The organism is Flavobacterium aquicola (genome assembly GCF_003385115.1).
GTDB lineage: Bacteria > Bacteroidota > Bacteroidia > Flavobacteriales > Flavobacteriaceae > Flavobacterium > Flavobacterium aquicola.
Map to the genome: position 1 here is coordinate 1 of NZ_QUNI01000003.1, position 24,563 is coordinate 24,563.

20 protein-coding genes are annotated in these 24,563 nt (G+C 34.4%); 11 read left to right on the forward strand and 9 right to left on the reverse strand.

Annotated features, from left to right (window positions below; all coding sequences use genetic code 11):
* Nucleotides 1-108: 108 nt before the first annotated feature.
* Nucleotides 109-1,521 (reverse strand): hypothetical protein, encoded by a 1,413-nt coding sequence (locus C8P67_RS05070; RefSeq protein ID WP_211319887.1) that lies wholly within the window; start codon nt 1,519-1,521, stop codon nt 109-111.
* Between the two features lie 227 nt (nt 1,522-1,748).
* The gene (locus tag C8P67_RS05075; RefSeq protein ID WP_115811061.1) at nt 1,749-4,559 is read right to left on the reverse strand and encodes a TonB-dependent receptor; all 2,811 of its coding nucleotides are present in this window, start codon (nt 4,557-4,559) and stop codon (nt 1,749-1,751) included.
* A 238-nt stretch (nt 4,560-4,797) separates the two neighbouring features.
* Here C8P67_RS05075 and C8P67_RS05080 point away from each other — a divergent pair, with 238 nt between their 5' ends.
* The 10 genes from C8P67_RS05080 to C8P67_RS05125 all read left to right on the forward strand — a co-directional run bounded on the left by C8P67_RS05080 (nt 4,798) and on the right by C8P67_RS05125 (nt 14,935).
* Complete coding sequence (locus C8P67_RS05080) at nt 4,798-5,481, forward strand: response regulator transcription factor (protein WP_115811063.1); 684 nt, start codon at nt 4,798-4,800, stop codon at nt 5,479-5,481.
* A gap of 223 nt (nt 5,482-5,704) precedes the next feature.
* Nucleotides 5,705-6,790: a sensor histidine kinase gene (locus C8P67_RS05085; RefSeq protein WP_115811065.1), complete on the forward strand. Its 1,086-nt coding sequence runs from the start codon at nt 5,705-5,707 to the stop codon at nt 6,788-6,790.
* A 201-nt stretch (nt 6,791-6,991) separates the two neighbouring features.
* A complete protein-coding gene (locus tag C8P67_RS05090) occupies nt 6,992-8,308 on the forward strand; it encodes a porin (RefSeq protein ID WP_115811067.1) in 1,317 nt (438 codons plus the stop codon).
* Nucleotides 8,309-8,554: 246 nt separating this feature from the next.
* Nucleotides 8,555-9,388: a phosphate ABC transporter substrate-binding protein gene (locus C8P67_RS05095; protein WP_115811069.1), complete on the forward strand. Its 834-nt coding sequence runs from the start codon at nt 8,555-8,557 to the stop codon at nt 9,386-9,388.
* A 148-nt stretch (nt 9,389-9,536) separates the two neighbouring features.
* Nucleotides 9,537-10,748, forward strand: a complete 1,212-nt coding sequence (pstC, locus tag C8P67_RS05100) for a phosphate ABC transporter permease subunit PstC (RefSeq protein WP_115811071.1) — start codon at nt 9,537-9,539, stop codon at nt 10,746-10,748.
* A 2-nt stretch (nt 10,749-10,750) separates the two neighbouring features.
* Nucleotides 10,751-11,695 (forward strand): phosphate ABC transporter permease PstA, encoded by a 945-nt coding sequence (gene pstA, locus C8P67_RS05105; RefSeq protein WP_115811073.1) that lies wholly within the window; start codon nt 10,751-10,753, stop codon nt 11,693-11,695.
* 40 nt (nt 11,696-11,735) lie between these two features.
* On the forward strand, nt 11,736-12,494 hold the full coding sequence (gene pstB / locus C8P67_RS05110) for a phosphate ABC transporter ATP-binding protein PstB (RefSeq protein WP_115811075.1): 759 nt from the start codon (nt 11,736-11,738) through the stop codon (nt 12,492-12,494).
* A 153-nt stretch (nt 12,495-12,647) separates the two neighbouring features.
* Nucleotides 12,648-13,328 (forward strand): phosphate signaling complex protein PhoU, encoded by a 681-nt coding sequence (gene phoU / locus C8P67_RS05115; RefSeq protein ID WP_115811077.1) that lies wholly within the window; start codon nt 12,648-12,650, stop codon nt 13,326-13,328.
* A gap of 358 nt (nt 13,329-13,686) precedes the next feature.
* Entirely contained in the window at nt 13,687-14,223 is a 537-nt protein-coding gene (locus C8P67_RS05120) for a hypothetical protein (RefSeq protein WP_115811079.1), read from the forward strand.
* A gap of 55 nt (nt 14,224-14,278) precedes the next feature.
* Nucleotides 14,279-14,935, forward strand: coding sequence for a hypothetical protein (locus C8P67_RS05125; RefSeq protein ID WP_147298199.1), 657 nt, complete (start codon nt 14,279-14,281; stop codon nt 14,933-14,935).
* A 902-nt stretch (nt 14,936-15,837) separates the two neighbouring features.
* Here the strand turns inward: C8P67_RS05125 and C8P67_RS05130 are convergent.
* From C8P67_RS05130 to C8P67_RS05145, 3 genes are all read right to left on the reverse strand, one after another.
* Complete coding sequence (locus tag C8P67_RS05130; RefSeq protein ID WP_115811083.1) at nt 15,838-16,899, reverse strand: glycosyltransferase family protein; 1,062 nt, start codon at nt 16,897-16,899, stop codon at nt 15,838-15,840.
* Between the two features lie 853 nt (nt 16,900-17,752).
* Nucleotides 17,753-18,457 (reverse strand): hypothetical protein, encoded by a 705-nt coding sequence (locus C8P67_RS05140; protein WP_170141412.1) that lies wholly within the window; start codon nt 18,455-18,457, stop codon nt 17,753-17,755.
* A 147-nt stretch (nt 18,458-18,604) separates the two neighbouring features.
* Entirely contained in the window at nt 18,605-19,189 is a 585-nt protein-coding gene (locus C8P67_RS05145) for an RDD family protein (RefSeq protein WP_115811089.1), read from the reverse strand.
* A gap of 26 nt (nt 19,190-19,215) precedes the next feature.
* Here C8P67_RS05145 and C8P67_RS22065 point away from each other — a divergent pair, with 26 nt between their 5' ends.
* On the forward strand, nt 19,216-19,389 hold the full coding sequence (locus C8P67_RS22065) for a hypothetical protein (protein ID WP_170141413.1): 174 nt from the start codon (nt 19,216-19,218) through the stop codon (nt 19,387-19,389).
* An 8-nt stretch (nt 19,390-19,397) separates the two neighbouring features.
* On the opposite strand, the gene C8P67_RS05150 is transcribed toward C8P67_RS22065, so the two are convergent.
* From C8P67_RS05150 to C8P67_RS05160, 4 genes are all read right to left on the reverse strand, one after another.
* Nucleotides 19,398-19,832, reverse strand: a complete 435-nt coding sequence (locus C8P67_RS05150) for a hypothetical protein (RefSeq protein WP_115811091.1) — start codon at nt 19,830-19,832, stop codon at nt 19,398-19,400.
* A gap of 174 nt (nt 19,833-20,006) precedes the next feature.
* Nucleotides 20,007-20,219, reverse strand: a complete 213-nt coding sequence (locus tag C8P67_RS21940; protein WP_147298201.1) for a hypothetical protein — start codon at nt 20,217-20,219, stop codon at nt 20,007-20,009.
* A gap of 97 nt (nt 20,220-20,316) precedes the next feature.
* On the reverse strand, nt 20,317-20,883 hold the full coding sequence (locus C8P67_RS05155) for a hypothetical protein (RefSeq protein ID WP_245980376.1): 567 nt from the start codon (nt 20,881-20,883) through the stop codon (nt 20,317-20,319).
* Between the two features lie 124 nt (nt 20,884-21,007).
* A complete protein-coding gene (locus C8P67_RS05160) occupies nt 21,008-24,442 on the reverse strand; it encodes a hypothetical protein (RefSeq protein WP_115811093.1) in 3,435 nt (1,144 codons plus the stop codon).
* Nucleotides 24,443-24,563 lie beyond the last annotated feature (121 nt).

Sequence of the window (24,563 nt, forward strand, 5' to 3'; positions counted from 1 at the left end):
ATGATAATTCAAATTTCATTCTCGAATGAAAAAATGAGGGACTTTCAGTCCCTCGTAAAACAAACCTCTGCACTTTCAGTGCAGAGTGGTTTAGTTAACTAAAGAGTTTTATTTTAATAAATTAACTCCATCTACTGTACACCAAGCACCTGCTGTTAGTGAAGCCCCTGTAGCTGTAGCGCTTTGAGTGAAGTTTCCTTCTGGGAAAGCAACTACAATTAAATCAGTAGCACCAATTGGTAAAATATTTGTAGTGTTAGTGATTTTTACATCTGTAAGTTTAATTTTTCCTGTTTTTACTTGGTGATCATTTGTAACACCATCAAGAATACTTACTGCACTACCTTTGAAAGTTGTACCACCTTTATTTGTGAAGTTTCCGTAACCATCAATGATGATATTGCTGTATGTCCCATTTCCTTCTTTTTTGAATTGGAAAGCATCAACTTGATTGTCACCTGTTTCAGGTTCATTTCCAGCTTCTCTTTTTAGAGTAATGTTTTTTACTGTTGGTCCGTAAGCATTATCATTTGAAGAAGCTTCGATTTCCATACCGTAGTTACCTTTACCTGTTTGGTAAGCATACCAGTTTGTATTAGTAGAACCTTGCCATCCATCTTGCCAGTCAAAAGCATCATCATAGTTACCATAAGAAATAGCGTTTGTCATACTTACAGTTCCTCCGAAGAATTCGTATCCATCATCAGCACCTTTATAAGATACTAAGTGATCTAAAGTTGTTCCTGAACCTACAGAGTAGAAAGTGAAACCGTTGTTTTCTTTATCTCCATCAGCTAATTTTGCACCTGCATATTCAACTCTTGTGTACACTAATGAACCACTGTTGTCATTTGCAGTTGTTCCGCCGTAAGTAATTTTGTTTCCATCTTCTGAAGTAGAAGTTGATTTTCCGCCAGCTACATTTACTGGAGCATCACCATACATAATAATTCCTCCCCAAGATCCTGGAACTTTTGATTTTTCTGTAAATACAACTGGTTTGTCAGCTGTTCCTTTTGTGATCAATTTCCCGCCTTTCAAAACAACTAAAGCATTATCTCCGTTTTCTTTGTCGCTTGTGATTGTGGATCCTGCTTCGAAAGTTACTGTAACACCATTGTTGATTTTTACAATCCCGATTAATTTATAATTTCCATAAGGATAAGTTATACTTGCAGTAATTGGTCCTTTTATATCTCCTGTCGCAACTGGTATTGCAGTTACAGTTACCGTTCTTGTTACGATTTCAGATCCTGGTACGTTATATGTGATAACAGATGATCCAACAGAAACTCCTGTTATTACACCAGATTTAGCATCAATAGTTGCTACTGCTGGAGTGGCACTTGAAAAAGTTCCGCCTGGAGTAGTACTTGAAAAAGTAGTTGTTCCGCCTATGATAATACTTTCGGTACCAGTTAACGGTGCTGTTTCTGGAACTGTTATTGTATCATCATCACTACTACATGATGCGAATAATAAGCCTAAAGACATTGCTAAAGCTAAAAATTTTGTTTTCATAGTTTGTAATATTTTGTTTTTTATTTTTAACAAATGTATTGGCAAAATTCTCTTAGGGAGTTATCAGAACATTACATTAAAGTTATTATAAGACGATGTTAATGTGAAGATAATGTTACGAACTTTGTGCTTTCCTTTTGGATTTGATTTTCAATAATATATCGTGTATTCGAATAAAAAAAGCTCCGAATTTCGGAGCTTTTACTTTGTTGTAATCTAATTAGGTTCTAAAAAGTATATCCTAGTTTTAATGAGAATCCAATTCCTTTTTTATAGCTGCTTGCTAATAGAGACTGTTCGTCTACTTTTATAGTTCCATCATTTCCGAATTCTAATTTTCGTAATGGATTTAATAAGTTGTCAGCTGTGAATTTTACATCAAAATGTTCAGAAATTTTGCTTCCCCATACAAAATCCAATTGCTGTACCGGCAGTTCGTAAGTATGGTCCTGACCATTTGTTCCTACAGCAAATATTCTTTTGCCAAATACACCATAAACTAAAGAGATAGTGTTGGTCCAATCGTTGCTAAAACTGAATTCATATTTTAGATCCGAATTAACTATCCAATCGGAAGCTCCTTGTAATGATCTTGACTGGTGAGTTTCAATAGTAGGTTTGTCGGTAATAACTCCGTCCTCATCTATCGATTCAGAAGTAGGACTTACAGAAACTTTTGACGACATCAAAGTAGCATTAAATCCCCATGAAAAATTACCTAAGCTTTCGTCAATTCTTTCTAAACCAAGAATGAATTCAGCTTCAAGACCAAATAAATTTGCACTTTCAGAATTTAGGAAAGTAGTAATGGTTCCTGTTGTAGCGTTAGAGACAAATGTTTTTTCGATTGGATTGATAATGTGTTTTCCAAATAGTCCGATAGCAAAGACTTCTTTTGCAGTAGGGAACAGTTCATATTTTAAATCAGCATTATAATTGTCGCTGTTTTTCAAAATAGAATTTCCCTGCGTTGAAGTTCCATCAGCATTTATGTATGATATAGGAAAAGCTTCCATTATAACTGGACGGCTGTATGTTTTACTGGCTGCAAAACGAATATTAGCAGTTTCCGTCAATAGATATTTTAAGTTTAACGATGGTAAGAAATAAGTGTTGTCGTATTTTAATACTTTAAAATCAGCATCAAAAGTTCCCAATGTTCTGTAATGAGTCTCTTTAGTTGTGTTTTCAAATCTAATTCCTGCATTTGCTTCCAATTTTTCTCCAAATTTCCAAAACAGATTTGCATAACCTGCATTAGCCATTTCGTCAAGTTTAACTTTGTAAGTAGCATTAGAACTTTCGTTAAAAGTTACTTTGTGAGCTAAAATGTCATTAATTATCTGTGGATCAATATCATTTATGCTTGAAGAAATACCACCGCTTTCACTGGCACTGGCAACAAAACGGTATGAAGATTCCATCGATGATGCGTTACCATTATAACCAATTGTTAATTTGTTTTGTTTGTCGTTTCCGAATTTTAAATTATACTCTGCTAAAGCAGAATAAAATGAATCACCATCTACCGTTAAATACTGACGTAAAAAATTATTTCCGCCATATGAAGTGCTTATCAAATCTTCACTTTCTTTAATACCTGTAAAGAATTTTCTATCCGGCTGCTCATATTTTGTAACTGCGTATGAAGCTCCAGCTTTAATGGTTTGATTTTTGTCTTCAGTTATTGAATATTCACCTAACAATTGTCCATTTAAGTAATCACTTTTGTCTAACTGATTCGTACGGATAAGCGTGTTTTGAATTGCAGTTCCTCCAGATTGACCGAATTGATCTTTTATAGAGTTTAATGTAGTACGGATGTACATTGTATTAAAAGATAATTTAAGTCTGTCTGTATTGAAATTTAATCCAATCAATGCTGAGTTTGTTGTTTTAAAACGATAATCAGTAGTGATGAAATTGTTTACATACTTTGAACCCGAAGTTTGTAAATCGATTGTTCTGTCCACACCTTCTCTTACTGCAAAGTTATTATCATAGTTTAAAGAAAGTAAATAAGAGAAAGCATTGTTGTTTTTCAAGTTGAATTTTTCAGCATGCAAAAGATTGATACTTGTATTCAAAGGACTTTTTTGTTCAATTACACTAAAACCTTTGTCATTGCTTACTGATTGTAAAGCTTGGTTAGTTGTGAACTTTTTTCGTGTCGCCTTTTCGCCTAAAAAGCTTGGCAGTTCTCTTTCACTTCCGTTAAAACCCCAAAATCCCTGCGGTGTTTCGGCATCTTGAGAAAGTAAGAATTCTTTAAGGCTGTTTCCGGTAGTGTAACCAAAACCAAGATTTAATTTGGTAACACTCTTGTTTACTTTTGATGTTTGTATATTAAAAGTTCCTCCGGCAAAATCTCCATAGATATTTGGATTAAATGTTTTGTAAACATCAATTGTTCCAACAATATTCGTTGGAAACAAATCCAAAGGCACAATTTTTGAAAATGGATTATTCGTTGGTGCCGCTAATTCATTAATCAATAGATTATTATAACGGTCTTCCAATCCGCGTACAAATAATCCGCGGGAACCAACCTTAGTAATTCCAGTAATTTTTGTTAGTCCTTCTTCTACATCGCTGACTCCTTTACGTGACATTTCCTGCGCTCCAATACTTTGTTTGATAACGACTGCTTGTTTTTGTTCTAATAATAATGCAGTTTCTTTTTCTCTTCCGCCTCCATTGGATTTAACGACTACATCTTTTAATTTGTAGCTTCCTGATCCTAATGAACTGTTTGCTTCAACAGTTTCATTCTGTTTAACGGTTACCTGAGTTTCTGTTGATTCGTAACCCACGAAGCTAAATTGAATAGTATAACTTCCAGGAGCGATTGCAATTGTATATTTTCCATCAATATCAGTATTAGCACCAATTTTTGTTCCTTTTATCACAACATTTGCAAAAGGTAACGGCTGATTGTTGGAATCTTTGTCTAATAAAACACCTGTTATGGTTCCGTTATTTTGCGAAAAACCGATAACACAAATAAAAAGTGTAAACAATAGAAATTTTAATTTCATTTTAGTAGTATTTAATTTTTGGCAAAGAAATGGCAGGAATCTAGTCTTTGTGTTAACCATTCGTTATGAATCAATGTCATAATTATTATGAAATTGTTACCATATTAAATTAAGGTTAAGTCAGTCTTTTTAATACTGTTAATAATAGTTTATTGTTACTTTTACACTGCAATAAAAAGTTATTGTTAACTATTTAGAGGTTATATGATAAAAAAAGCTTAATTTTTTGCTACTATATATGAAGAAAAGAAACACAAAGATTCTTCTGGTTGATGATGAACCGGATATCTTGGAGATTGTAGGCTATAACTTAGCACAGGAAGGTTATCAAATAGTTACCGCAGTTAATGGTAAAGATGCTATTGAAAAAGCCAGAAAAGAAATTCCCAGCCTTATTATAATGGATGTTATGATGCCGGAAATGGATGGTATGGAAGCATGCGAGAATATCAGAAAAATTCCTGAGTTAAATAATGTTATCATAACTTTCCTTACTGCACGAAATGAAGATTACTCTCAAGTGGCAGGATTTGATGCTGGCGCTGATGACTATATTACTAAACCAATAAAACCAAAATTACTGGTTAGTAAAGTGAAGGCTTTGTTGCGAAGATTAAAAGAGCAGGATCAAAGCAGCGAAACACTTAATGTAGGCGGAATCGAAATTAATCGCGAAGAATATAAAATTGTAAAGGATAATCTGGAAATTGCATTGCCAAGAAAAGAGTTTGAATTATTCTACTTATTAGCATCTAAGCCTGGAAAAGTATTTAAAAGAGAAGAGATTCTTGACAAAGTTTGGGGTAATGATGTTGTTGTTGGAGGCAGAACTATTGATGTGCATATTAGAAAACTTCGTGAAAAAATTGGTGATGATCTATTCAAAACCATAAAAGGGGTAGGTTATAAGTTTGAAGCTTAATTTTTTTATAGAAACTAAGTGTCTAAGAAACTGAGAATAAAAACGTTTTTGAAAAATAAAGAAACTTCTCGTATTATTGGGAAGTATTTTATTGGCGTTTAGAAAGGGCGGTAAAGCTTTTTTCTCTAACTTAGAATCTTAGAAATTTTGTGCTTTAGTTTTAAATCGCAGAACAGCTGTAAAAGTTTTTTCAATAACAATAATGCGCGCGCCTAAATCAATAATGAAAATCAGTTTCAAAAAAAGTTACAAGTTTGCTATAAAATCAGCATTGTATATCAGTTTATTTGTATCGGGATTTTCGATGATCCTTAGCAGAATATTTTTTAAATCGTCTTTTAGCAGTATGATGCTGCTGGGATTTATTACACTATTTTGTGTTTACTTATTTTCGTTTTTCGTTTTGCAGTATCGCGTAGAGCGCTTTATATATAGAAGAGTAAAAAAAATCTACGATGATGTTTCTTTGTTAGAATCCAGTACATTTATCAACAAGCCAATTAATACTGATATGGAAACTTTGACCAGAGAGGTAAAGAAGTTTGCTACAGATAAAAAGCTGGAAATCGAAATGCTGCAGATACGTGAGGAATACCGCAGAGAATTTTTAGGGAATGTTTCTCATGAGCTTAAGACACCGTTATTCACTGTTCAGGGATATCTGTCAACACTTATTGACGGCGCAATGGAAGATAAAACCATTAGAAAAAAATACCTGAAACGTGCCGAAAAAGGAGTCGAGCGGTTAATTTATATTGTTGAAGATCTGGATATGATTACCAAATTAGAATCAGGTGATTTAAATCTTGAATTTACAAAATTTGATATTGTTAAACTGATTAAGAATGTTTTTGATCTGCTAGAGATGAAAGCTGATAAAAAGAATGTCACTTTAGCATTTGAGAATGATAACATACAGCCCATTTTTGTAAATGGAGATAAAGACAAGATTCAGCAGGTAGTTGAGAATTTGATTGTAAACTCCATTAAATATGGAAAAGAAGGCGGTTTAACCGAAATTTCAATTGTCAACTTAACCAATAAAAAAGTTTTGGTGCGAATTTCGGATAATGGAGAGGGGATCGAAGCTCATAATTTATCACGTGTTTTTGAGCGTTTTTATAGAGTAGATAAAAGCGGTGCGCGAACCGAAGGAGGTTCAGGACTAGGACTTTCGATAGTAAAACATATTATTGAGGCTCATAAAGAGAAAATATATGTCGAAAGTGAATTCGGAATAGGTTCTGAATTCTCTTTTACACTTGAAAAAACATATATTACAGACCAATTCGGTCTAAAAAAGAAATAAATTAAACATTTGGTAATTATAATTTAAAGAGTACTAACTCATTGATTTTAAGATAAATAAATTAAATTTTAAAAGAAAAAGATAAAATTTTTACTTCAGAAAAAGACGATTAACATTAAATTGTTGTCTAAATAACATTGTGTTAACATTAGCTTAACATAACAGCTTCACCTTTGCAAAAAAAATAATAAATCATAAGTCATGATGAAAAAAATTTTATTTGCAAGTTTATTAATTGTTTCATTTTCAATAAATGCGCAGGATAAAGATAAGAGGAATGCTGAAATCCAAAGAGAAGTAATCCGTGTTTTAGATTCCATAAATTCTGCCAATAAGGTAAAACAGGCCGAAAAAGAAAAAGAGGAAAAAGATGCCTGGTACAAGAAGATTTCTCTTCGCGGTTATGTTCAGGTAAGATACAACGGATTATTCTCTACTAATGATAAAGTTTCTTGTGAGCAATGTGATAAATCTTGGGGAACCACTTCAACAGAACCAGATGCTAAATCCAATAACGGATTCTTTATAAGACGTGCCCGACTTGTTTTTTCAGGGCAGGTTCATCCAAATGTTTTTATTTATATTCAGCCGGATTTTGCCAGTTCGCCATCTTCAGGTATTCTTAATTTTGCGCAGCTTAGAGATGCTTACGCTGATGTTTCTTTTGATAAAAAAAGGGAATACAGAGTTAGAATTGGACAAAGTAAAATGCCATTTGGTTTCGAAAATCTGCAGTCCAGCCAGAATCGTTTGACTTTAGATCGTAATGATGCCTTAAACAGTGGAATACCAAACGAAAGAGATTTAGGTGTGATTTTTTATTGGGCTCCAGCCGAAATTAGAGAACGTTTTGCGATGCTTGTAAAAGACGGATACAAGGGTTCAGGAGATTATGGAGTATTTGCATTCGGAGCTTTTAACGGATCAAATGTAAACAAAACCGAAGCCAATAGAGATCTGCATGTTGTAGCCAGAATTACTTATCCATTTGTTATTGGAAACCAGATCATAGAACCAGGTTTGCAGGCTTATACAGGAAAATGGGCTTTCACTAACGAAATATCTTCGGGCGTAATAACAAATTTCAACAAACAGTATGTGACTGATCAAAGAGTTGGAGCTACGTTTGTATTGTATCCAAAACCATTCGGGATTCAGACAGAATATAATATCGGAAAAGGACCTCGCTACGACAAACTTACTAATGCTGTGGAAGTTACTAATTTGAACGGAGGTTATGTAACCTTAAATTATAAATGGGATTTGAATTTAGCAAAACACCAATTTTTATATCCTTTTGCAAAGTTTCAATATTATGACGGAGGAAAAAAGTTTGAAAAAGATGCCAGAAGTTATGTAGTTAGAGATTATGAATTTGGCTTGGAATGGCAGCCATTAAAAGCATTCGAATTGACCGCAGAATGGGTTGTCGCAGACAGAACATTTGAAGACAGCGCACTGCACGATAACAGACAGCAGGGAAATTTACTGCGGTTACAGGCACAGATTAATTTTTAGAATTATAGCCTAAAATAAAGGAAAATTATTTATAGAAAAGGTGGTTTCATAAAATTGAAACTGCCTTTTTTTTGGTTTATATTGTTTATAATCAGTTTTTTGAAAAACGAGGTTGGTTATCTTTTTTTTGTTTTATTGTAAAATTTGTGTAAAAACACCCAAATAGTAAAGATTGAATAATGCTTACTTAACATAGGCTTAACGTTGCGGTTTTACTTTTGTTCAAAATTAAAAAGACACTTAAAAATGAATACAGCTAAATTTAAAACAGCAATTCTATTAATGGCAGTAATGATTATTGGATTTTCATTTACTACTATAAATAAAGTAACGATAAAAGGTTCTGATACTATGGTTATTTTGTCTCAAAAATGGGCCGAAGTATATATGAAGAAAAAACCGGGGACTTCTATTCAGGTAACAGGCGGAGGTTCTGGAGTAGGATTGGCAGCTTTAATTAACGGATCAACAGATATTGCTAATTCCAGCCGTCCGATCAAATCATCTGAAATTGAGAAATTGAAATCAAAATACAATTCAATGGGAGTTGAAATTCCTTGTGCCAAAGACGGTTTATCAGTTTTTCTTAATAAAGGAAATACGGTTTCCGAATTGACTTTGAAACAGATAGGAGATATTTTTTCCGGTAAAATAACGAATTGGAAAGAAGTAGGCGGTGCCGATGCCAAAATACAATTGTATGGAAGAGAAAGCAGCTCAGGAACTTTCGAATTTTTTAAAGATCACGTAGTTAAAACTGATTTTTCGCCAAGATGCCAAACTCTGCCAGGTACTGCAGCGATCGTTAATGCGGTTAAAAAAGACAAATACAGTATTGGTTACGGAGGTTCTGCTTATGCAGAAGGTGTGAAAGATTGTGCCGTGAAGAAAGATGCTAAAAGCAAAGGTATTTTGCCATCAGTTGCATCAATCAAAAATAACAGTTATCCAATTACTAGGTACCTATATATGTACCTTAAAGCAAAACCAACAGGAGAAACTAAAGCTTTTATCGACTGGATTTTGAGTTCTCAAGGTCAGGGTCTGATTGCCGAAGTTGGATATTATCCTTTAAAGTAATACTACGTAAAATATCCCTCATTTTATATTGAAACGGGGGATATTTATGTTTGCAAAAATGAAACAAATACAACTGCAACATATTAAAAAACAGTCGGTAAATTTCTCTAAGCAGACATTTTTTTATACGAATTCCTAAATAAATAAAATGAATTCTCCATCCCAATTATCTCCAAAAACAACCACTTTTACAGAAGAAAGCTTAAAGAAGCAGTTCAGGATTTCTGAGTTTCTTGCCGAAAAAATTATTTCATCTGTAGCGTTTTTATCTATAGCATTTATCTTTTTAATCTTCATTTTTGTTTTTAAAGAGTCATTGCCATTATTCAATTCTGAGTCTGGTTCCAAAGAAAAAACCGAGGCTTCAGTGATAACTGCTAATAAGCCAGAAACTTATGGAACTGCTTCCGAAGAATTGAAGCCCGAATCCTACGGTACCGAGCCAGAAGCTGAATTAAAACCAGAAACCTATGGTACAGAATCTGTTTCCAATGAAGAGCTGAAACCTGAATCGTACGGTGATACTCCAAAAGAAGATTTATCTGTTTCCCCATCCGAGGAAACAACAGAAGTAGTTTCACAAAATCAAGAAGGAGCAGACAAGACTTGGAGTACTTTCTTCACTACAGAATGGGTGCCGGTATCTGATAATCCTAGATTTGGATTGTTAGGATTGTTGATAGGAACTTTGAAAGTCACTATTATCGCCATGCTTATTGCTGGTCCATTGGCTGTTTTGGCAGCTTTATACACTTCCTGTTTCGCTTCCAAAAGAGTTAAGGAAATCATTAAGCCTATTATCGAAATGCTGGCTGCTTTCCCATCAGTTGTTATTGGTTTTTTTGCTTTGATGGTATTGGCAAGTTTCTTTCAGGACGTTTTTGGATATGATTCCAGACTGAATGCTTTTATTGGCGGAATAGCCATGGCTTTGGCAGCAATTCCAATTATTTATACTATTTCGGAAGATGCGCTGGCAGCTGTTCCGAAAACTTATACAGAAGCTAGTTTAGCTTTGGGAGCCAGTAAATGGCAGACTGCATTTTTTGTGGTTTTACCGGCAGCAACGCCTGGTATTTTTGCAGCGTTGCTGCTCGGAGTAGGAAGGGTTTTTGGGGAAACCATGATTGCGCTGATGGCCACAGGAAATGCAGCTTTAGTTTCTGCGAATCCTTTTGAAAGCGTGCGTACGTTTGCAGCAACCATCGGTTCTGAAATGGCCGAAACGGTTTTTGGAGAAACGCATTACAGTGTATTGTTTTTTATTGGCTCATTGCTTTTTATCTTCTCATTTGCATTAAATGCAGTAGCGGAGTTTTATGTGAAAGGTAAATTATTGAAAAAATTCCAAGGTAAATAGTTATGGATACAGTTGTAAATCAAACAGAAAATCAATTTTTTTCCAGTAAAAAAAATGTTTCAGAAACAAAAGGGAAATTTTTCATTGGGATAACCCAATTGGCTGTAATCCTTATTATTGCTATCCTTTTTATTATATTGGGAATTATAGTATATCAAGGCCGTACCAAATTTTCCTGGGAATTTATTTCTTCTTTTCCAACCAACGGAATGACCGAAGGAGGAATTTTTCCAGCCTTAATCGGAACTTTTATTTTGGTTATAGTAATGTCTATTGCAGCAGTTCCTTTCGGTACTATTACAGCACTTTACTTGACAGAATATGCCGGTGAAAATTCTAAATTTGCGGCAGCGGTTCGATTTTCAGTACGCACTTTGGCTGTTGTGCCTTCTATTATATTTGGTCTTTTTGGACTTGGATTTTTCATACAGTTTATCGGTGCAGGTGCTGATACCGTTCTCAATGACGGACAGCTTCGCTGGGGACAGCCTAATATTCTTTGGGCAAGTTTAACGATGTCTTTATTAACGCTGCCGGTTATTATCGTTTCTGTCGAAGAAGCTCTAAAAACGATTCCGAGAGAAATGAGAGAAGCAAGTCTTGCACTTGGTGCAACTAAATGGCAGACAATCCGCAAAGTGATTCTGCCCGAATCGGTATCCGGAATTATGACGGGAACTATTCTTGCGGTAAGCAGGGGAGCGGGCGAAGTTGCACCAATTCTGTTTACGGGAGCAGCATACTATTTGGCTACATTGCCAGGCTCTTTGAGCGATCAATTTATGAATTTGGGATACCATATTTATATTATGTCGACCCAGTCTTCGGATGTGGAGAAAACAATGCCGATACAGTTTGCTACTACTTTGGTGCTGTTAATTTTGACATTATCACTAAATGTTGTTGCAGTAATTATCAGAGCAAGAATCAGAAGAAAAGCGAAATAATAATTTGCTCATAAAAAAATTATCCTTTTAGATATAAAATATGAAAGACATAAAAATAAAAGTTAATGATTTATCACTGTATTACGGTGAAAAAAAAGCACTTAACGAAATCACAATGGAAATTCCTGCCAATAAAGTGACTGCCTTGATTGGACCTTCGGGCTGTGGGAAATCTACTTTTTTGAGATGTATCAACAGAATGAATGATTTGATTCCGAATGTTTCTATTAAAGGCGAAATGCTTGTGGAAGGAATTGATATTTACAATAAAAATGTTGATGTTGTTAATATCCGCAAAAAGATTGGAATGGTTTTTCAAAAGTCCAATCCTTTTCCAAAATCTATTTATGAAAATATTGCTTACGGTCCAAGAATCAACGGTATAAAAGATAAAACGCAGTTGGATGAAATTGTAGAAACCTCTTTGCGTCAGGCTGCTATCTGGGACGAGCTGAAAGATAGATTGGACGACTCTGCACTTGGGCTTTCGGGCGGTCAGCAACAACGTTTGTGTATAGGGAGAACATTGGCGGTAAGCCCAGACATTATTTTGATGGATGAGCCAGCCAGTGCATTAGACCCTATTTCTACTTCGAAAATTGAGGAACTGATACATCAGTTAAAAGAGCAGTACACCATCATAATTGTTACTCATAATATGCAGCAGGCCGCCAGAACGAGCGACCAGACCGCTTTCTTTTATATGGGGAATCTGATAGAAATGGGGAAAACAAATTCGATATTTACAAATCCTGTTCAAAAACAAACCGAAGATTATATTACAGGAAGATTTGGATAATTGTTTAAAATTAGTTTAATATGGTTTGATTGTTTAGTTCTCGGGGAGTGATGTTTATTCGTTATTTAGTATAATTTCCCTTGAATTATTAAACTTTTAAACTTTTAAACATTTAAACAATTTTAAATTTTTTAAACTTTTAAATAAAAAAAGATGACATCACATTTCGAAATAGAATTAGAAAAATTAAAAGGCATTATTGAAAAAATCGGACAGCTGGCAGAAAGCCAAGTCAGTGAGTCTGTCAAGATACTTCTGCAGGAGCCGGGTGTGGCTGAAGAGAAAATCATAAAGAAAACGGAAAGCAAAATCGATAAACTGGATGTCAAGATTGACGAAATCTGTCAGAGTATCTTTGCACTGCAACAGCCAGTAGCTTCGGATCTGCGTTTTATTATGTCGGCAATGCAGATTAGCAATGAGATTGAGCGTATTGGTGATTTATCTTTAAGCATTGTAAAAAAGGCAAAAAACATAAAAGAAAAGCACGATTTGATTGTGAAGTTTTCTGTTGGCGATATAACCAAACAGGTGGAATTGATTACTGCAAAAACAAACAATTATTTTTTAACGCGTCAGGAAAGCACGATTGGAGAGATATTTGTTTTGAGCAAAGAAATCAAAAACAAATCGGAAGGTACCATTCATGAAATTATCAATGAAATGAAAACGAATTCCAAGGCGGTTGTTTCTGGAACGAATCTGATAATTGTTTTAAAACATTTGGAACGCATTTCAGAGCATTGTACTAACATCGCGGAGTATGTTTATTTTATGGTCAATGCCAAAATTATCAAGCATGATAAAATAGATGATATACTGCCTAGAGAATAATTTTTCTTTTGGAATTTAAAGGGTTTTAAAAAGGCGGAGCTACTGTGGTGGCTCCGACTTTTTTTATTGGTTTTTTCGGAGTTTTGGATTCTGTGGGCTTTGTGTTTTTGAGTCTTGGTGCAAAATTGAGCTCGCCAAGGCGCAGAGACGCGAAGTACTGAATGATAAAAGGGAAATTTATATTTTGTAGGTTTGTGACTGTTATTTCTTATATTTGGGAATGATAGAAAGATATAGCTTTCAGACTAAGCTATCTAAATTGGAATTATATGTCTGATTTTTATCAGACATATATACAAGTTATCGGTAATTTAACACACCCGTAACCACTTATGTTTAACATTATAAAAAATATAAAATGACTTTATTTTCTAAATATGAATATTTGAAACAAAACAGACTTTCAGATGTTATAAGATTAATTTCTGTTCTTGGTATCGACGATAATTATTCATTTAGAAAGAATGATGGATTGACTAAAACATTAAATGGCAAACCTAAATCGGCAAAAGACTGGTTTGAAATTGCAACAGAACATCCAGAATTTTTCAAATTCAATGTAGCCGGAGATAGTGTCGTTTTGTTATTTAGGTCATTAGTAAAACCAGATTTAAATGATAAGCGTGAACCACTGTCAATTGACCAAACACAAAAACTAATTGATCAAGCTATAACTCTTCACGATAAGCAAATTGCACGATTACAGAAAAATAGTTTTTTAATGCCAATTATCACTGCAATTATTGCATCATTAACAACAGGAATAATTGCATATTTTACTTTGAAAAGTAATAACGAATCAATTAAAAATATTGACAAAAAGGTAGATAATATAGTTTTGATGATGAAACAGAATTCTAATTCGGAAAAAGACAAATCTGTTAAAAAAAAATAAATTACCGCTAACACACGCTACAAGCGCGAAAACCTCTTGTTTAAAATCAAAATTTATGCACTCAATTCATCTAATTTGTACCACTCATGCAGAAAACGGTATGTGTAGTTCATCTGAATTGCTAAAACTTTTTAAACAGATTGAGCCAGAAGTAATATTTGAAGAACTTCCACCTTCATTTTATGAAAAATTTTATATAGCAAAAAGGCAGAGCAATTTAGAGACTAGCGCAATTATTATGTACTTGAAAAGTGCTCAATTTAGGCATGTTCCAGTGGATTTTGAGGATATTCCAAGCGAAACTTTTTTTCAAAATTATAAAAAACTAATTAGTAAGGTTGAAGGAAGTCTTAATAGAAATGGGTTTGATTTTAGAAACCTCATTGATCAAAAAAGAAATTATACTTACTCATATGGGTTCAGTTTTATAAATAGTGATGATTGTATGAGAATCAATGATGGAATCTATGGTGCTATTCAAAACGAAGTTCAAGAATTAAATGATGAAAATTTTAAGGAAATATTTAACTGCTGGAATGATGTAAATGAAAAGCGTGAAAATGTTATGCTTCAAAATATCTATGATTTCAGTAAAAGATATGAATATAAAAAAGCAATTTTCATGATTGGTCACGCACATCGCAAATCAATAATTTCAAAAATTAAAGATTGTAATGAAAGTCAAGAAATAAAATTAAATTGGATATACTAAAGCGTCAGCATCTAACATTTTTTGACATCCCAATATTCCGTAAACTTGTCATGCTGACGAAGGAAGCATCCCCACAAGTTGCTCGACAAAGATAATCGCAAACGTTGCGAAATACCATGCGGAGATGCTTCCTTCATCAGCATGACAAATATTGGGTGGTGTTGTGTGAAATATTTGAAATGCATTTGCTTCATTCCTCGCAATAACTTTTTTACGTCTCAACATTCCGCAAACTTGTCATGCTGACGTAGGAAGCATTCCCACAAGTTACTCGACAAAGATAATCGCAAACGTTGTGGAATATCAAGCGGAGATGCTTCCTACGTCAGCATGACAATATTGGGTGTTGTTGTGTGAAATATTTGAAATGCGTTTGTTTCGTTCCTCGTAATGACGTTTTAACGTCCTAACATTCCGCAAACTTGTCATGCTGACGAAGGAAGCATCGCCACAAGTTACTCGACAAAGATAATCGCAAACGTTGCCGAATACTATGCGGAGATGCTTCCTTCGTCAGCATGACAATATTGGGTGCTGTTGTGTGAAATAATTTGAAATGCGTTTGTTTCGTTCCTCGCAATGACGTTTTTTGACATTCCAACATTCCACAAACTTGTCATGCTGACGAAGGAAGCATCCCCACAAGTTACTCGACAAAGGTAGTCACAAACGTTGCGGAATACTATGCGGAGATGCTTCCTTCGTCAGCATGATAATATTGGGTGCTATTGTGTGAAATATTAGTATCTCTGCAAAAAATCAAAATCTCTTTCTTTAGCCCCGATTGAAGTGGAAATCCTTGTGGGCTGGGGTTCAGCCCACAAGATTGTAACGGAAAGCGGGACCAATGCTTCCTGAAAATGCCTAATCTTTCTGCTCCTAAAAATTTTAATTGCAGTTCTTTAAAAGACTTTGAACAGTTCTTCCCAATTGACGGTGCTTTCTAGTTTTGGCAGTCCTTGATAATGATCAATTTTTGAAATATCTTCGATTTTAAAGCGCTCTTGGCAGGTAAAGGGAACAAGACCTTCTTCCTGTAGTTTTTCGGCGAGATAAACTTGCTCGTATTGACCAGGAGTGGGGATGAAGAAAGCTTTTTTGTTCAGTTTTACCAAATCCATGATTGTGGTGTAGCCGGATCGGCAGAGGACTTTTTCGCTTTCGTTGAAGGTGTGTTCCAGCTGTCGGGTTTTCATGAAATTATAGTAGGTTACATTTCCTATCTGTTCTTTCTTTTGCTCGGCTTCGATTATTCCTTTTATGAAAACGACTTTTCCTTCGTAACGTTTTACTTCTTCGGTAAGGTGGGCTTCCAATAATCCGCGCTGAGGTTCGGGGCCGGATAAAATAATCATTAGGTCATACTGGATGGGTAATGCCATTTTGTGCATTCGGCTCAATGGTCCCAGATAGTTTAGCGTTAGTGAATTGTCCTTTAAATGCCCCAGTTTTCCGGTAAGATTTAATTCGGAATTGACGTCGGGAATCCAGCAGGCGGTATATTTTTTTATGATGTGCTGGTGTATTTTGCTGGTTAGCCAAGTGGTGTTTCCGGTCAGGACATTCAGCTGGTGCGTGATAAAGACAGACGGGATTTTTTTGCTGTATACTCCGAGTCGGTTGTCTGATATGATTCCGCCGATTTGGTGTTTTTTAATCCATTTTTTTACAATTTTTTTCTCTTCGCTGATGGCTTCGAGCATTCGGGGTAAGCTTTTTATTAGTTTCCATTTAAAGTTTTTGCCGTTTTTGGCATATTCGATTTGGTACGAAGGTAATTCGAGGGTTTTTAGGTATGGAAACTCTTTGCGAAGCAACTCAAGAGCTATCCCATCGGAAGCAATTATGGGTGTAAAGTTATTTTCCTGCAATGCTTTGATTATTGGGATACAGCGGGTAGCATGGCCTAGTCCCCAGTTTAAGGGCGCTACTAAAATGGTTTTATTTTCGGAGTTCAAATTCATGTGCAAGTCTTAGGGTTTAGTTGTAAGGCTAAGATACTTGGTGTGTTGCTTTTTAATGTTTGCAATGTATTACTAAAAGATTATTTTAAACGATAAGGCAGCGTTTTATTTTTGGAGTAATACACATAACAGATTTTAAAAGCTTCATTGTAAGAAGTTCATGTAATAGTATTAAATTACACTACCCACTAATTGATAATAATGATAATGTTACAGCGATATAAATAATATATAGTATAGTATCAACGTTTGTTGTTTTTCTTTTGTCAAAAATATCAGTTTTGTTTTTAGATATACATACCAATTCTTGGTTTTGAGTTCTTAAACTTATATACCGCAAAAGTTGAAATAAAATTATTAAAATAATTGTATTCCGAAGTCCTGTAACTCTATTACTGTGAAAGAATATTATTGAAGAATTTTCTTTTAACAAAAAATAAAGACAGAGATGTGAAACACTAATAATTAACCATAAAAAATAAACTCTTAAATTTCTTAAAGATTTATACCCTAATGCATAAAGAAAGAATTGAGTTCCTAAAGCATAAAATGTAAGACACGAATTTTGCGTTTCACTTTCGCAAGTCTCAGAAAGAAACATAATTCGATTGTGAGAAGAATATACGAAGCAAATATAATTACGTCCCAAAATTTTAATTTTTCAAAATAGAATAGTGGTTTTCGAATACTCCTCATTTTTTTATTATTACGGCTAACGTTCTGGTAATACAGCGGCTTAGGTACTAAATTAACCCCATTCTTCGGATTTGCCAAATCATCCAAATACAAGACCACTTTTCCATTAAGGCTATTGCCTAAATTCGTTGCGGTAGCTGTTGGTAGGCGTAATTTTTTACGAAATCCAAGTTCCTTCTGTTTTGTCAATTACCCATTTGTTATTTTTTTTCTTAATAAAGATTCTGAATCCTTGTCCGCAAAGTCTTCCACAATAAAATCCAGCATCGAGAATTCCAAATGTTTTTTGTTTGTCGAATTGTATTCTTGAAAAATAAACAACTCCTGAAAATAAAAAGTTGTATTTAGTTTCCCAAAATACTTTTCTTTCTTTTGGAAATTCAGATACATTTTTAATTTCAAATTTATTATTCAGTTTGATGCTTTTAAAATCTAAAACATATTCAGTTTTATTTTCCGTTTTTGGGATAAAAAGTTTAGTATTTGGAAAATGTTTTTCAAAATCATTCTTTAAATCTTCTCGGCTATTTTTTATTATCGGGTCAAAAGCAATGATAATTTTGGAAGTATCGTTCTTTATTTCTAAAGTTCTTTTTTTCCATTCTAATAATTTTAATTTCTCTTCTTTAGTTGCTTTTGTAGAATCAACTCCAATGTAGTGCCCTGTTTTATCGTATATTGATTCTCCATATTTTGGCGGAAAATTTGTCATTAATCTAATATCAATGCAAGTGGAATCAATTAAACTTGGAAAAATTTCTGTCATTACATTTTTCTCAAATTCTATTTCAGGGATTTTCTTTTCGCAACTTGCAAAGAAAATTATTAATAAGATTAATATCGTTTTGTTTAGTTTTTTCATAATATATCTGCCAACGTTCTGGTACTGCAGCGGGTTTGGGATTAAATTAAGACCATTCTTCGGATTTGCCAAATCATCCAAATACAAGACCACTTTTCCATTAAGTCTATTGCCTAAATCTGTTGTGATAGCAGTTGTAGACAGTATTTATTCTTTCACAACACGTGTATTCGATAAACCATCATGAAAACCATTTTTTATAAATAAAAATGACATTCTATCAAATGGAATTAGTCTGCAAAATGATCTTACAATAATGTCGTTTAAACTCGGTTTTTCTCCATTTATGGTGACAACTTTAGTTTTTGTGATGTATTTACCAAATGTTTTTTGAAAATGATATTCTACAAAAGAATAATAAAAAACGAATGTTATTACCATTAAAAGCCAAGTAAATAAAAAGTTTTTGTTCACATCGAATTGAAAAATCGCTTGAAAGATTGAACCAACTATGACATAAAAGATAAAAAATATGAACGTGTCAACGATAAAATGAACAAATCTCGTACTTGATTTTACCGTGTTTAGATCTAATTGGTCTTTTTTTTGTTTTTCGATATTTACAGAATCTTTTATTTTATTAAATTCAGTAATATCAATATTTCGTGACTCAATTTCTTTTTCGGCACTATCAAGCGCTAATTTTTGATATTTTGAATTTTCAATTGTTACTATTTTAATTAATTCTTCGTTTGTCTTTTCAGACATAACTTTATCAAAATTATTCTCCATATTTATTAAATTCAGTTGTTGGTTATATGATATTTTTGACTTCGGTTCTTGTAGTATTGCGTACAACGTTCTGGTACAACAGCTGGTTTGGGACTAAATTAAACCCATTCTTCGGATTTGCCAAATCATTCAAATACAAAACCATTTTTCCATTAAGCCAATTGCCTAAATCCGTTGTAGTGGATGTTACCAGCAGTTAATTTAGCAATTATTTGTTTTTTTTCCACATTTTTACAGCCTCAACATAAAAAGATTGTTTTTCTTTTTCTGTTCCATCTACACAAACTTTGAATGTTTCATTATTAGATTTTGTTACAAGAATGTACGGGCAATAAGTTAATCCAACTTTATAAAAAGGTTCAAGTTTTATAATGTCTTTGAAGTATGCAAATTCTACTTTATTTTTTAAGGTATCTCTTTCATCAAGCCAATAAGATGCAATTCGTTTATTAGTATAAAAATTACCGGCTATCTTATTTTTAAATTCAGAGTAAAATTGAATGATTTTTTCATCTTTTTCTAATAATTTAATATTCTTTATTCTTTGTAAATCTTCGTTACTTAAAGTTGTATTCGTCTCAATTTTATTTTGACAAGAGGATAGAAGTAAAAGGATTAGAATTGAATTAAAAAATCTTATCATATGGGTAATCCGTTAGTTTTTTGGTTAATTGCTGGTAACTTGCATATATATGCTACAAACCTTCCTATATACACCCAAAATCGGGTAATTTGACAAAAGTTAGTCTCGTTTTATACTTCCTTCAAATATAGAAAATAATAGTCACAAACCTACAAAACGTAATTTTTGTTCATTTTAGCTGTTTTTATACTCAGCCCAGTAAAATAGGGTGTCCGAAGAAAAAAAAGTGCCGTCAAAGAAGCTTCGGACTCCATCACACGAGCTTCGGAGTCCGTCAAGAGGTCTTCGGACTGCGTCAAAAGATCTTCGGAGTCCATCAAAAGGTCTTCGGATTGGCTCCCACGATCTTCGGATGATTAACTGCCTGCTTCGGATTGCGTTTCTCATACTACTGAGTGAATCTGGGAGACTTTATAACTGCTATGAAATGTAAAAAAAAAGCCTGCCAATATTGGCAGGCCTTCACAGTCGTTTGAAAACAAATTTATTGTTTGATATACGTTTTGTTTCCGTTAGAATTGATATAGTATTTACCTCCCTGCGGGCCGGTGTATACTTTTTTGCCGTTGTATGTGCCTGTAACTTTATCGGCTGTTTTTACGGTTGGAGTTGTTTTGGCTGTAGATTTAGTAACCGTTTTGGTCTCTTTTACAGTAGCTTTTGCATCTTTAGTGACTTTTGTGGTTGCTTTTTGGGTTTCTTTTACCGTTTTATCTGCTGTAGCTTTAGAATCTTTAGTTACTTTGGCGGTAGTTTTTTTAGTTTCTTTTACCGTTTTATCCGCTGCAGCTTTAGAATCTTTAGTTGCTTTGGCAGTAGTTTTTTTGGTTTCTTTTACGGTCTTATCGGCTGTTGCTTTGGAATCTTTAGCTGTTTTGTCTGCCTTTTTTTTAGTAGATTTTGTTGTTTTTTCGACAGTTGTCTGCTCTTTGGTTTTAGCGGTTTGTCCATAAAAAACATTCGAAGCAATAAAGAATAAACTTAATAACAATAATTTTTTACTCAAGCTCATCAGTCTGTTTTTTTTGTTTTCGTGAATTTGCAATTTCATAGCTATTTAGATTTTAAATTAGATTTAAATTTACTACTATTTTTTAAAATTCTATGCTAAATTGTTGAAAATAAAAGAGTAAACACAGGAATTATTTTCACCTCAGATTCACAAATTTTATATTTTAAAAATAAGCTCTTAACTCAACACTTCCTGTGTGAACAGCATCGCTGGTTTCGCTTTTTCGGCCTTGATAAATTAGATTCAGGTCTAGAAACTTCGTCAGGTTCACTTGACATAAGGTTCTCCAAGTAAGGTTTTGTCCTTTTTGCAGTCCTTCCAGCATCTGATATCCTGCCGAAGAATACTCATTGCCGGTAAAGTCATTTTTATACAAGGAGATTTCACTGTTGATGTTAAATTTAGAACTGCCTACGTAACTGAAAGCAGTACCGAATCGGTTTTGCTGTAAAACATCCAGACTGCCGATTTGGTTTTCCTTACTTATGTATTCATAAAACAGATCTAAATTCACTTTTTGCGAGAACAGATAGCTAATCTTGGGCATGCACTGATAACCTTCGATATCATAATTTTTTTCGGCAAAAGTCTGGGATTCTGTTTCGTTTTGAATGGTTTTTCCAATTAAATCAAAGAGCCAGCTTTTATGCAGTAAATGTTGGTATTCGAGCTGATGAAAATTATTATTGTTCTTAATAGTTCCAATGGACAGTAGATTTTGGGTTTCACTCTGGGTAAAAGTATAGATAACCGAATGGTTTCTCTTTCCTCGGTTGTAAAACAGGCTGTTAGTGAATGTTTTTATGAGTCCAAGCATAGCCTCATCTGAAGATTGAAATGGATTGAGTTCCAGATGCTCTCCGTCATTTTTAACTTTTCGATCCATAACATATGAAGTCTGTACATAAAAATGAGACAAAATTTTCTTGTAGTCAGTTTCGTTTTGCCAAATAATAGGATTGATTATAAACGACTGAGAGAACCTGTTCTGATTGGTTTTAATGTAAATCTGATTCGGCAGAAAAATTCGGGTATAAGTAGCTAAATCCGAAAAAGGAGCAATTTCAAATTCTTCTAAATCCTTGATTCCGTCGCCGTTGTAATCATTCCATGTGTATTTTCCCTGGCCTGCGGGAACTTCGACATAGGTATAATCCTGAAAAGGCATGGTTCCGGAGTTGGTCTCATAACGGGTATTGCTTTGAACCAGTTTGTCAAAATACTGGTCGCTGTAAACAATTCGGGCGTTAAGAGAAGGGGTGTTTTTTAAAGCAGGGTCGTTATAGTTTAATTGCCTGTAATTAACAAATATCGAAATATCACGAGTCTCTGTCTGCAGTAATTTGGATTGAAAATTATAAGTATTTGAAGTGTTTACCCTTTGCAGTAATCCGTTCTGCACGCTGTCATTTAATCTTCGGGCATATCCCAATTGAACATATACTTTGGTGCTGTCGCCGTGGCCGGCGTAAATTCCGTATTCCGTAAAGCGCTGGCTGAGCAATGAAAACTGCTGTGTGGCTTTGTTTTTTTCCTGATTGTCCTCTATGTGAAGCGTACCGCCGATCCAGTTCTTTTTGTGATGATAACGAAGCTGCGAAAGATTTCTCAAAAAGGTGGAATTACTTTCTATGTCATCACTTTTTAAATAACTTCCATCGTTTTTTATGCTCCATTTTTTGAATTCAAAATTAGCGCTGAGGTTATTTTTTACTCCCGAATAGGTGTTGGAAAGTGCTAGTCTTTCGAAGGTATATGTGATATTTGCGACTGTTGCAGAATCTTTTTTTGCTGGTGCTAAATTAAAATTGATTCCAGTGCCCAGTAAACTTTGATTACCAATAGCAACAGTGTTAACATTCCAGTCACGGTAAAACTCAATGCTGTTGATGCGTTCTACAGGTTTAAAATTGGCCTGCAGGGTCTGGAAATTAGCAAGCGCATCGATGTTCCATTTTTTGGAATACAGCCTTTGCTTTGCATTGATTTCGGCAGATATTCCCTGATTATTGGCATCGTCTATGGATGAAAATAGATTTTGGTCGTTGTTACTGACGGCGAGTTCAAAAGCTACAGCTGTTTTTTCGGAAGGATTGTATTTCCCGAAGAACGTGGCAACCTGAGATTTTACTGGAGCCATCAGTTGAATAATGGGTTCGTAGCTTCCCTGCGGAATTCCGTTAACAGGCGCCGCATATTCGAATATTCTGTCAACACTTGTTGGGTTGGTTAAAATATAATTCCCTTTGGCTTGACCGATTAAAGTAAAAGTAACATTGTATAGTTCGTCATTTGGATCTGCCGAATATTCATAAATAGTACTGCTTCCAAGAATTGTTTTTTTGTACTGTATTTTTTTCTCATCATAATCAGCAGCAACTGCCGATGGTGCAGTCATTAAACTCGTATTATCGCCTGCATCTTTCAAAATCAAAGCTTGTTCCTGCGTAAGATTCTGCTGGACGGGCTGATTTTTTAAATCATTCTCAGAATATACTGCCGCTCCAAAATTCCATTTTTTGTCTGTAAAAGTTCCTCCGTCATAAGTGATAAATCGGGAGTAATTATTTTCGGAATATTGATATTCGACCACAATCCGCATTTCGGACGTAATAGGAAATTGCGGTGTAAATACAATTTCACCCGAATTGTAATCAATGATATAATCGTTGTCCTGACCTCTTTTTACTAAAATGCCATTGACATACACCCGTTCAGAACCAATGATGACCAATACATATAATTCTCCGTTTTTCCCGACCAGTTTATAAGGTCCCTGATTGCCTTCCTGTCCTTTGAAATTACTGCTGGCATAATTTCCTGTTACAAGCCCGCCTGAGGCAAAAACAGTTGTCTTTTTGTCTTCGTTTCCAAAGTTGACGGTTGCTAATAATCCCTGTATTTTTTTGGTGAAAGTAAGGAAGCGTGTATAATTGTTGCCAATAAAAACATCGCCGGCGCGAACGTTCCAGCTGTCGGTAAAAAGTTCCATGAAAATATTGTCATACTGATTCAGCCTCTGCGAATAGCTTCCTTCCTGAACCGGAATGTTGGTATCCTGAATGGAGGCGCGAATACTGAGTTTATCGGATAGTTGCCCTGTGATTCTGAAATCCAGTTTCGAATTGACAACTGCATCCTGATTGTTGCCTACAGTAACACCTCTGGAAAGACTGCCATCTGCAACAAGCCCGTCAAAAGGTATATTCTTTGGTGTCGCTGGATCTTCAATTCGATAGAGATTTTGATTAGTGGCATCGTTATCAATCATCTTACTTCTGTCGTAAATGGTATATTCCCTAGTCAGAATATCGGGTAGTTTTCGATAATGAACGGTCAGAGAATCGGCAGTGGCAATATTTTGATTTTTGAATAAAAGAATGCCTTTTGGGAAGTTTACCTCATAAGAAGTGCTGTCAACGACCTGGTTTTTATAATCGTAAATTTTAAAATAGCTGGGATTGATGCTAAAGGATTCCAGATGAATTGTATCTGTGGTAAAAGCTATTTTTTTGGTACTGTAAGCCGAATCTATTTCCTGAGCATGAAGCCCGGAAAAATAAAAAACGACAATCCAAAATATTACCTTTTTTAGCATAAACAGTATAACTCCAAAGTGCCAAAATTAGTGTTTATTATTTTTATAATGTGTTAATTAGTCAGCAGTGCAAAATGTAGTATTGCAGACAAGTTTTTATAAAAAAATGGAAGCCAATTTC

What these genes read in the sequence shown, in the direction of transcription:
- C8P67_RS05070 (WP_211319887.1), bottom strand. Translation starts at nt 1,521, where the DNA reads ATGAAAACAAAATTTTTAGCTTTAGCAATGTCTTTAGGCTTATTATTC.
- C8P67_RS05075 (WP_115811061.1), bottom strand. Translation starts at nt 4,559, where the DNA reads ATGAAATTAAAATTTCTATTGTTTACACTTTTTATTTGTGTTATCGGT.
- C8P67_RS05080 (WP_115811063.1), top strand. Translation starts at nt 4,798, where the DNA reads ATGAAGAAAAGAAACACAAAGATTCTTCTGGTTGATGATGAACCGGAT.
- C8P67_RS05085 (WP_115811065.1), top strand. Translation starts at nt 5,705, where the DNA reads ATGAAAATCAGTTTCAAAAAAAGTTACAAGTTTGCTATAAAATCAGCA.
- C8P67_RS05090 (WP_115811067.1), top strand. Translation starts at nt 6,992, where the DNA reads ATGATGAAAAAAATTTTATTTGCAAGTTTATTAATTGTTTCATTTTCA.
- C8P67_RS05095 (WP_115811069.1), top strand. Translation starts at nt 8,555, where the DNA reads ATGAATACAGCTAAATTTAAAACAGCAATTCTATTAATGGCAGTAATG.
- pstC (WP_115811071.1), top strand. Translation starts at nt 9,537, where the DNA reads ATGAATTCTCCATCCCAATTATCTCCAAAAACAACCACTTTTACAGAA.
- pstA (WP_115811073.1), top strand. Translation starts at nt 10,751, where the DNA reads ATGGATACAGTTGTAAATCAAACAGAAAATCAATTTTTTTCCAGTAAA.
- pstB (WP_115811075.1), top strand. Translation starts at nt 11,736, where the DNA reads ATGAAAGACATAAAAATAAAAGTTAATGATTTATCACTGTATTACGGT.
- phoU (WP_115811077.1), top strand. Translation starts at nt 12,648, where the DNA reads ATGACATCACATTTCGAAATAGAATTAGAAAAATTAAAAGGCATTATT.
- C8P67_RS05120 (WP_115811079.1), top strand. Translation starts at nt 13,687, where the DNA reads ATGACTTTATTTTCTAAATATGAATATTTGAAACAAAACAGACTTTCA.
- C8P67_RS05125 (WP_147298199.1), top strand. Translation starts at nt 14,279, where the DNA reads ATGCACTCAATTCATCTAATTTGTACCACTCATGCAGAAAACGGTATG.
- C8P67_RS05130 (WP_115811083.1), bottom strand. Translation starts at nt 16,899, where the DNA reads ATGAATTTGAACTCCGAAAATAAAACCATTTTAGTAGCGCCCTTAAAC.
- C8P67_RS05140 (WP_170141412.1), bottom strand. Translation starts at nt 18,457, where the DNA reads ATGAAAAAACTAAACAAAACGATATTAATCTTATTAATAATTTTCTTT.
- C8P67_RS05145 (WP_115811089.1), bottom strand. Translation starts at nt 19,189, where the DNA reads ATGGAGAATAATTTTGATAAAGTTATGTCTGAAAAGACAAACGAAGAA.
- C8P67_RS22065 (WP_170141413.1), top strand. Translation starts at nt 19,216, where the DNA reads ATGATATTTTTGACTTCGGTTCTTGTAGTATTGCGTACAACGTTCTGG.
- C8P67_RS05150 (WP_115811091.1), bottom strand. Translation starts at nt 19,832, where the DNA reads ATGATAAGATTTTTTAATTCAATTCTAATCCTTTTACTTCTATCCTCT.
- C8P67_RS21940 (WP_147298201.1), bottom strand. Translation starts at nt 20,219, where the DNA reads ATGAGAAACGCAATCCGAAGCAGGCAGTTAATCATCCGAAGATCGTGG.
- C8P67_RS05155 (WP_245980376.1), bottom strand. Translation starts at nt 20,883, where the DNA reads ATGAAATTGCAAATTCACGAAAACAAAAAAAACAGACTGATGAGCTTG.
- C8P67_RS05160 (WP_115811093.1), bottom strand. Translation starts at nt 24,442, where the DNA reads ATGCTAAAAAAGGTAATATTTTGGATTGTCGTTTTTTATTTTTCCGGG.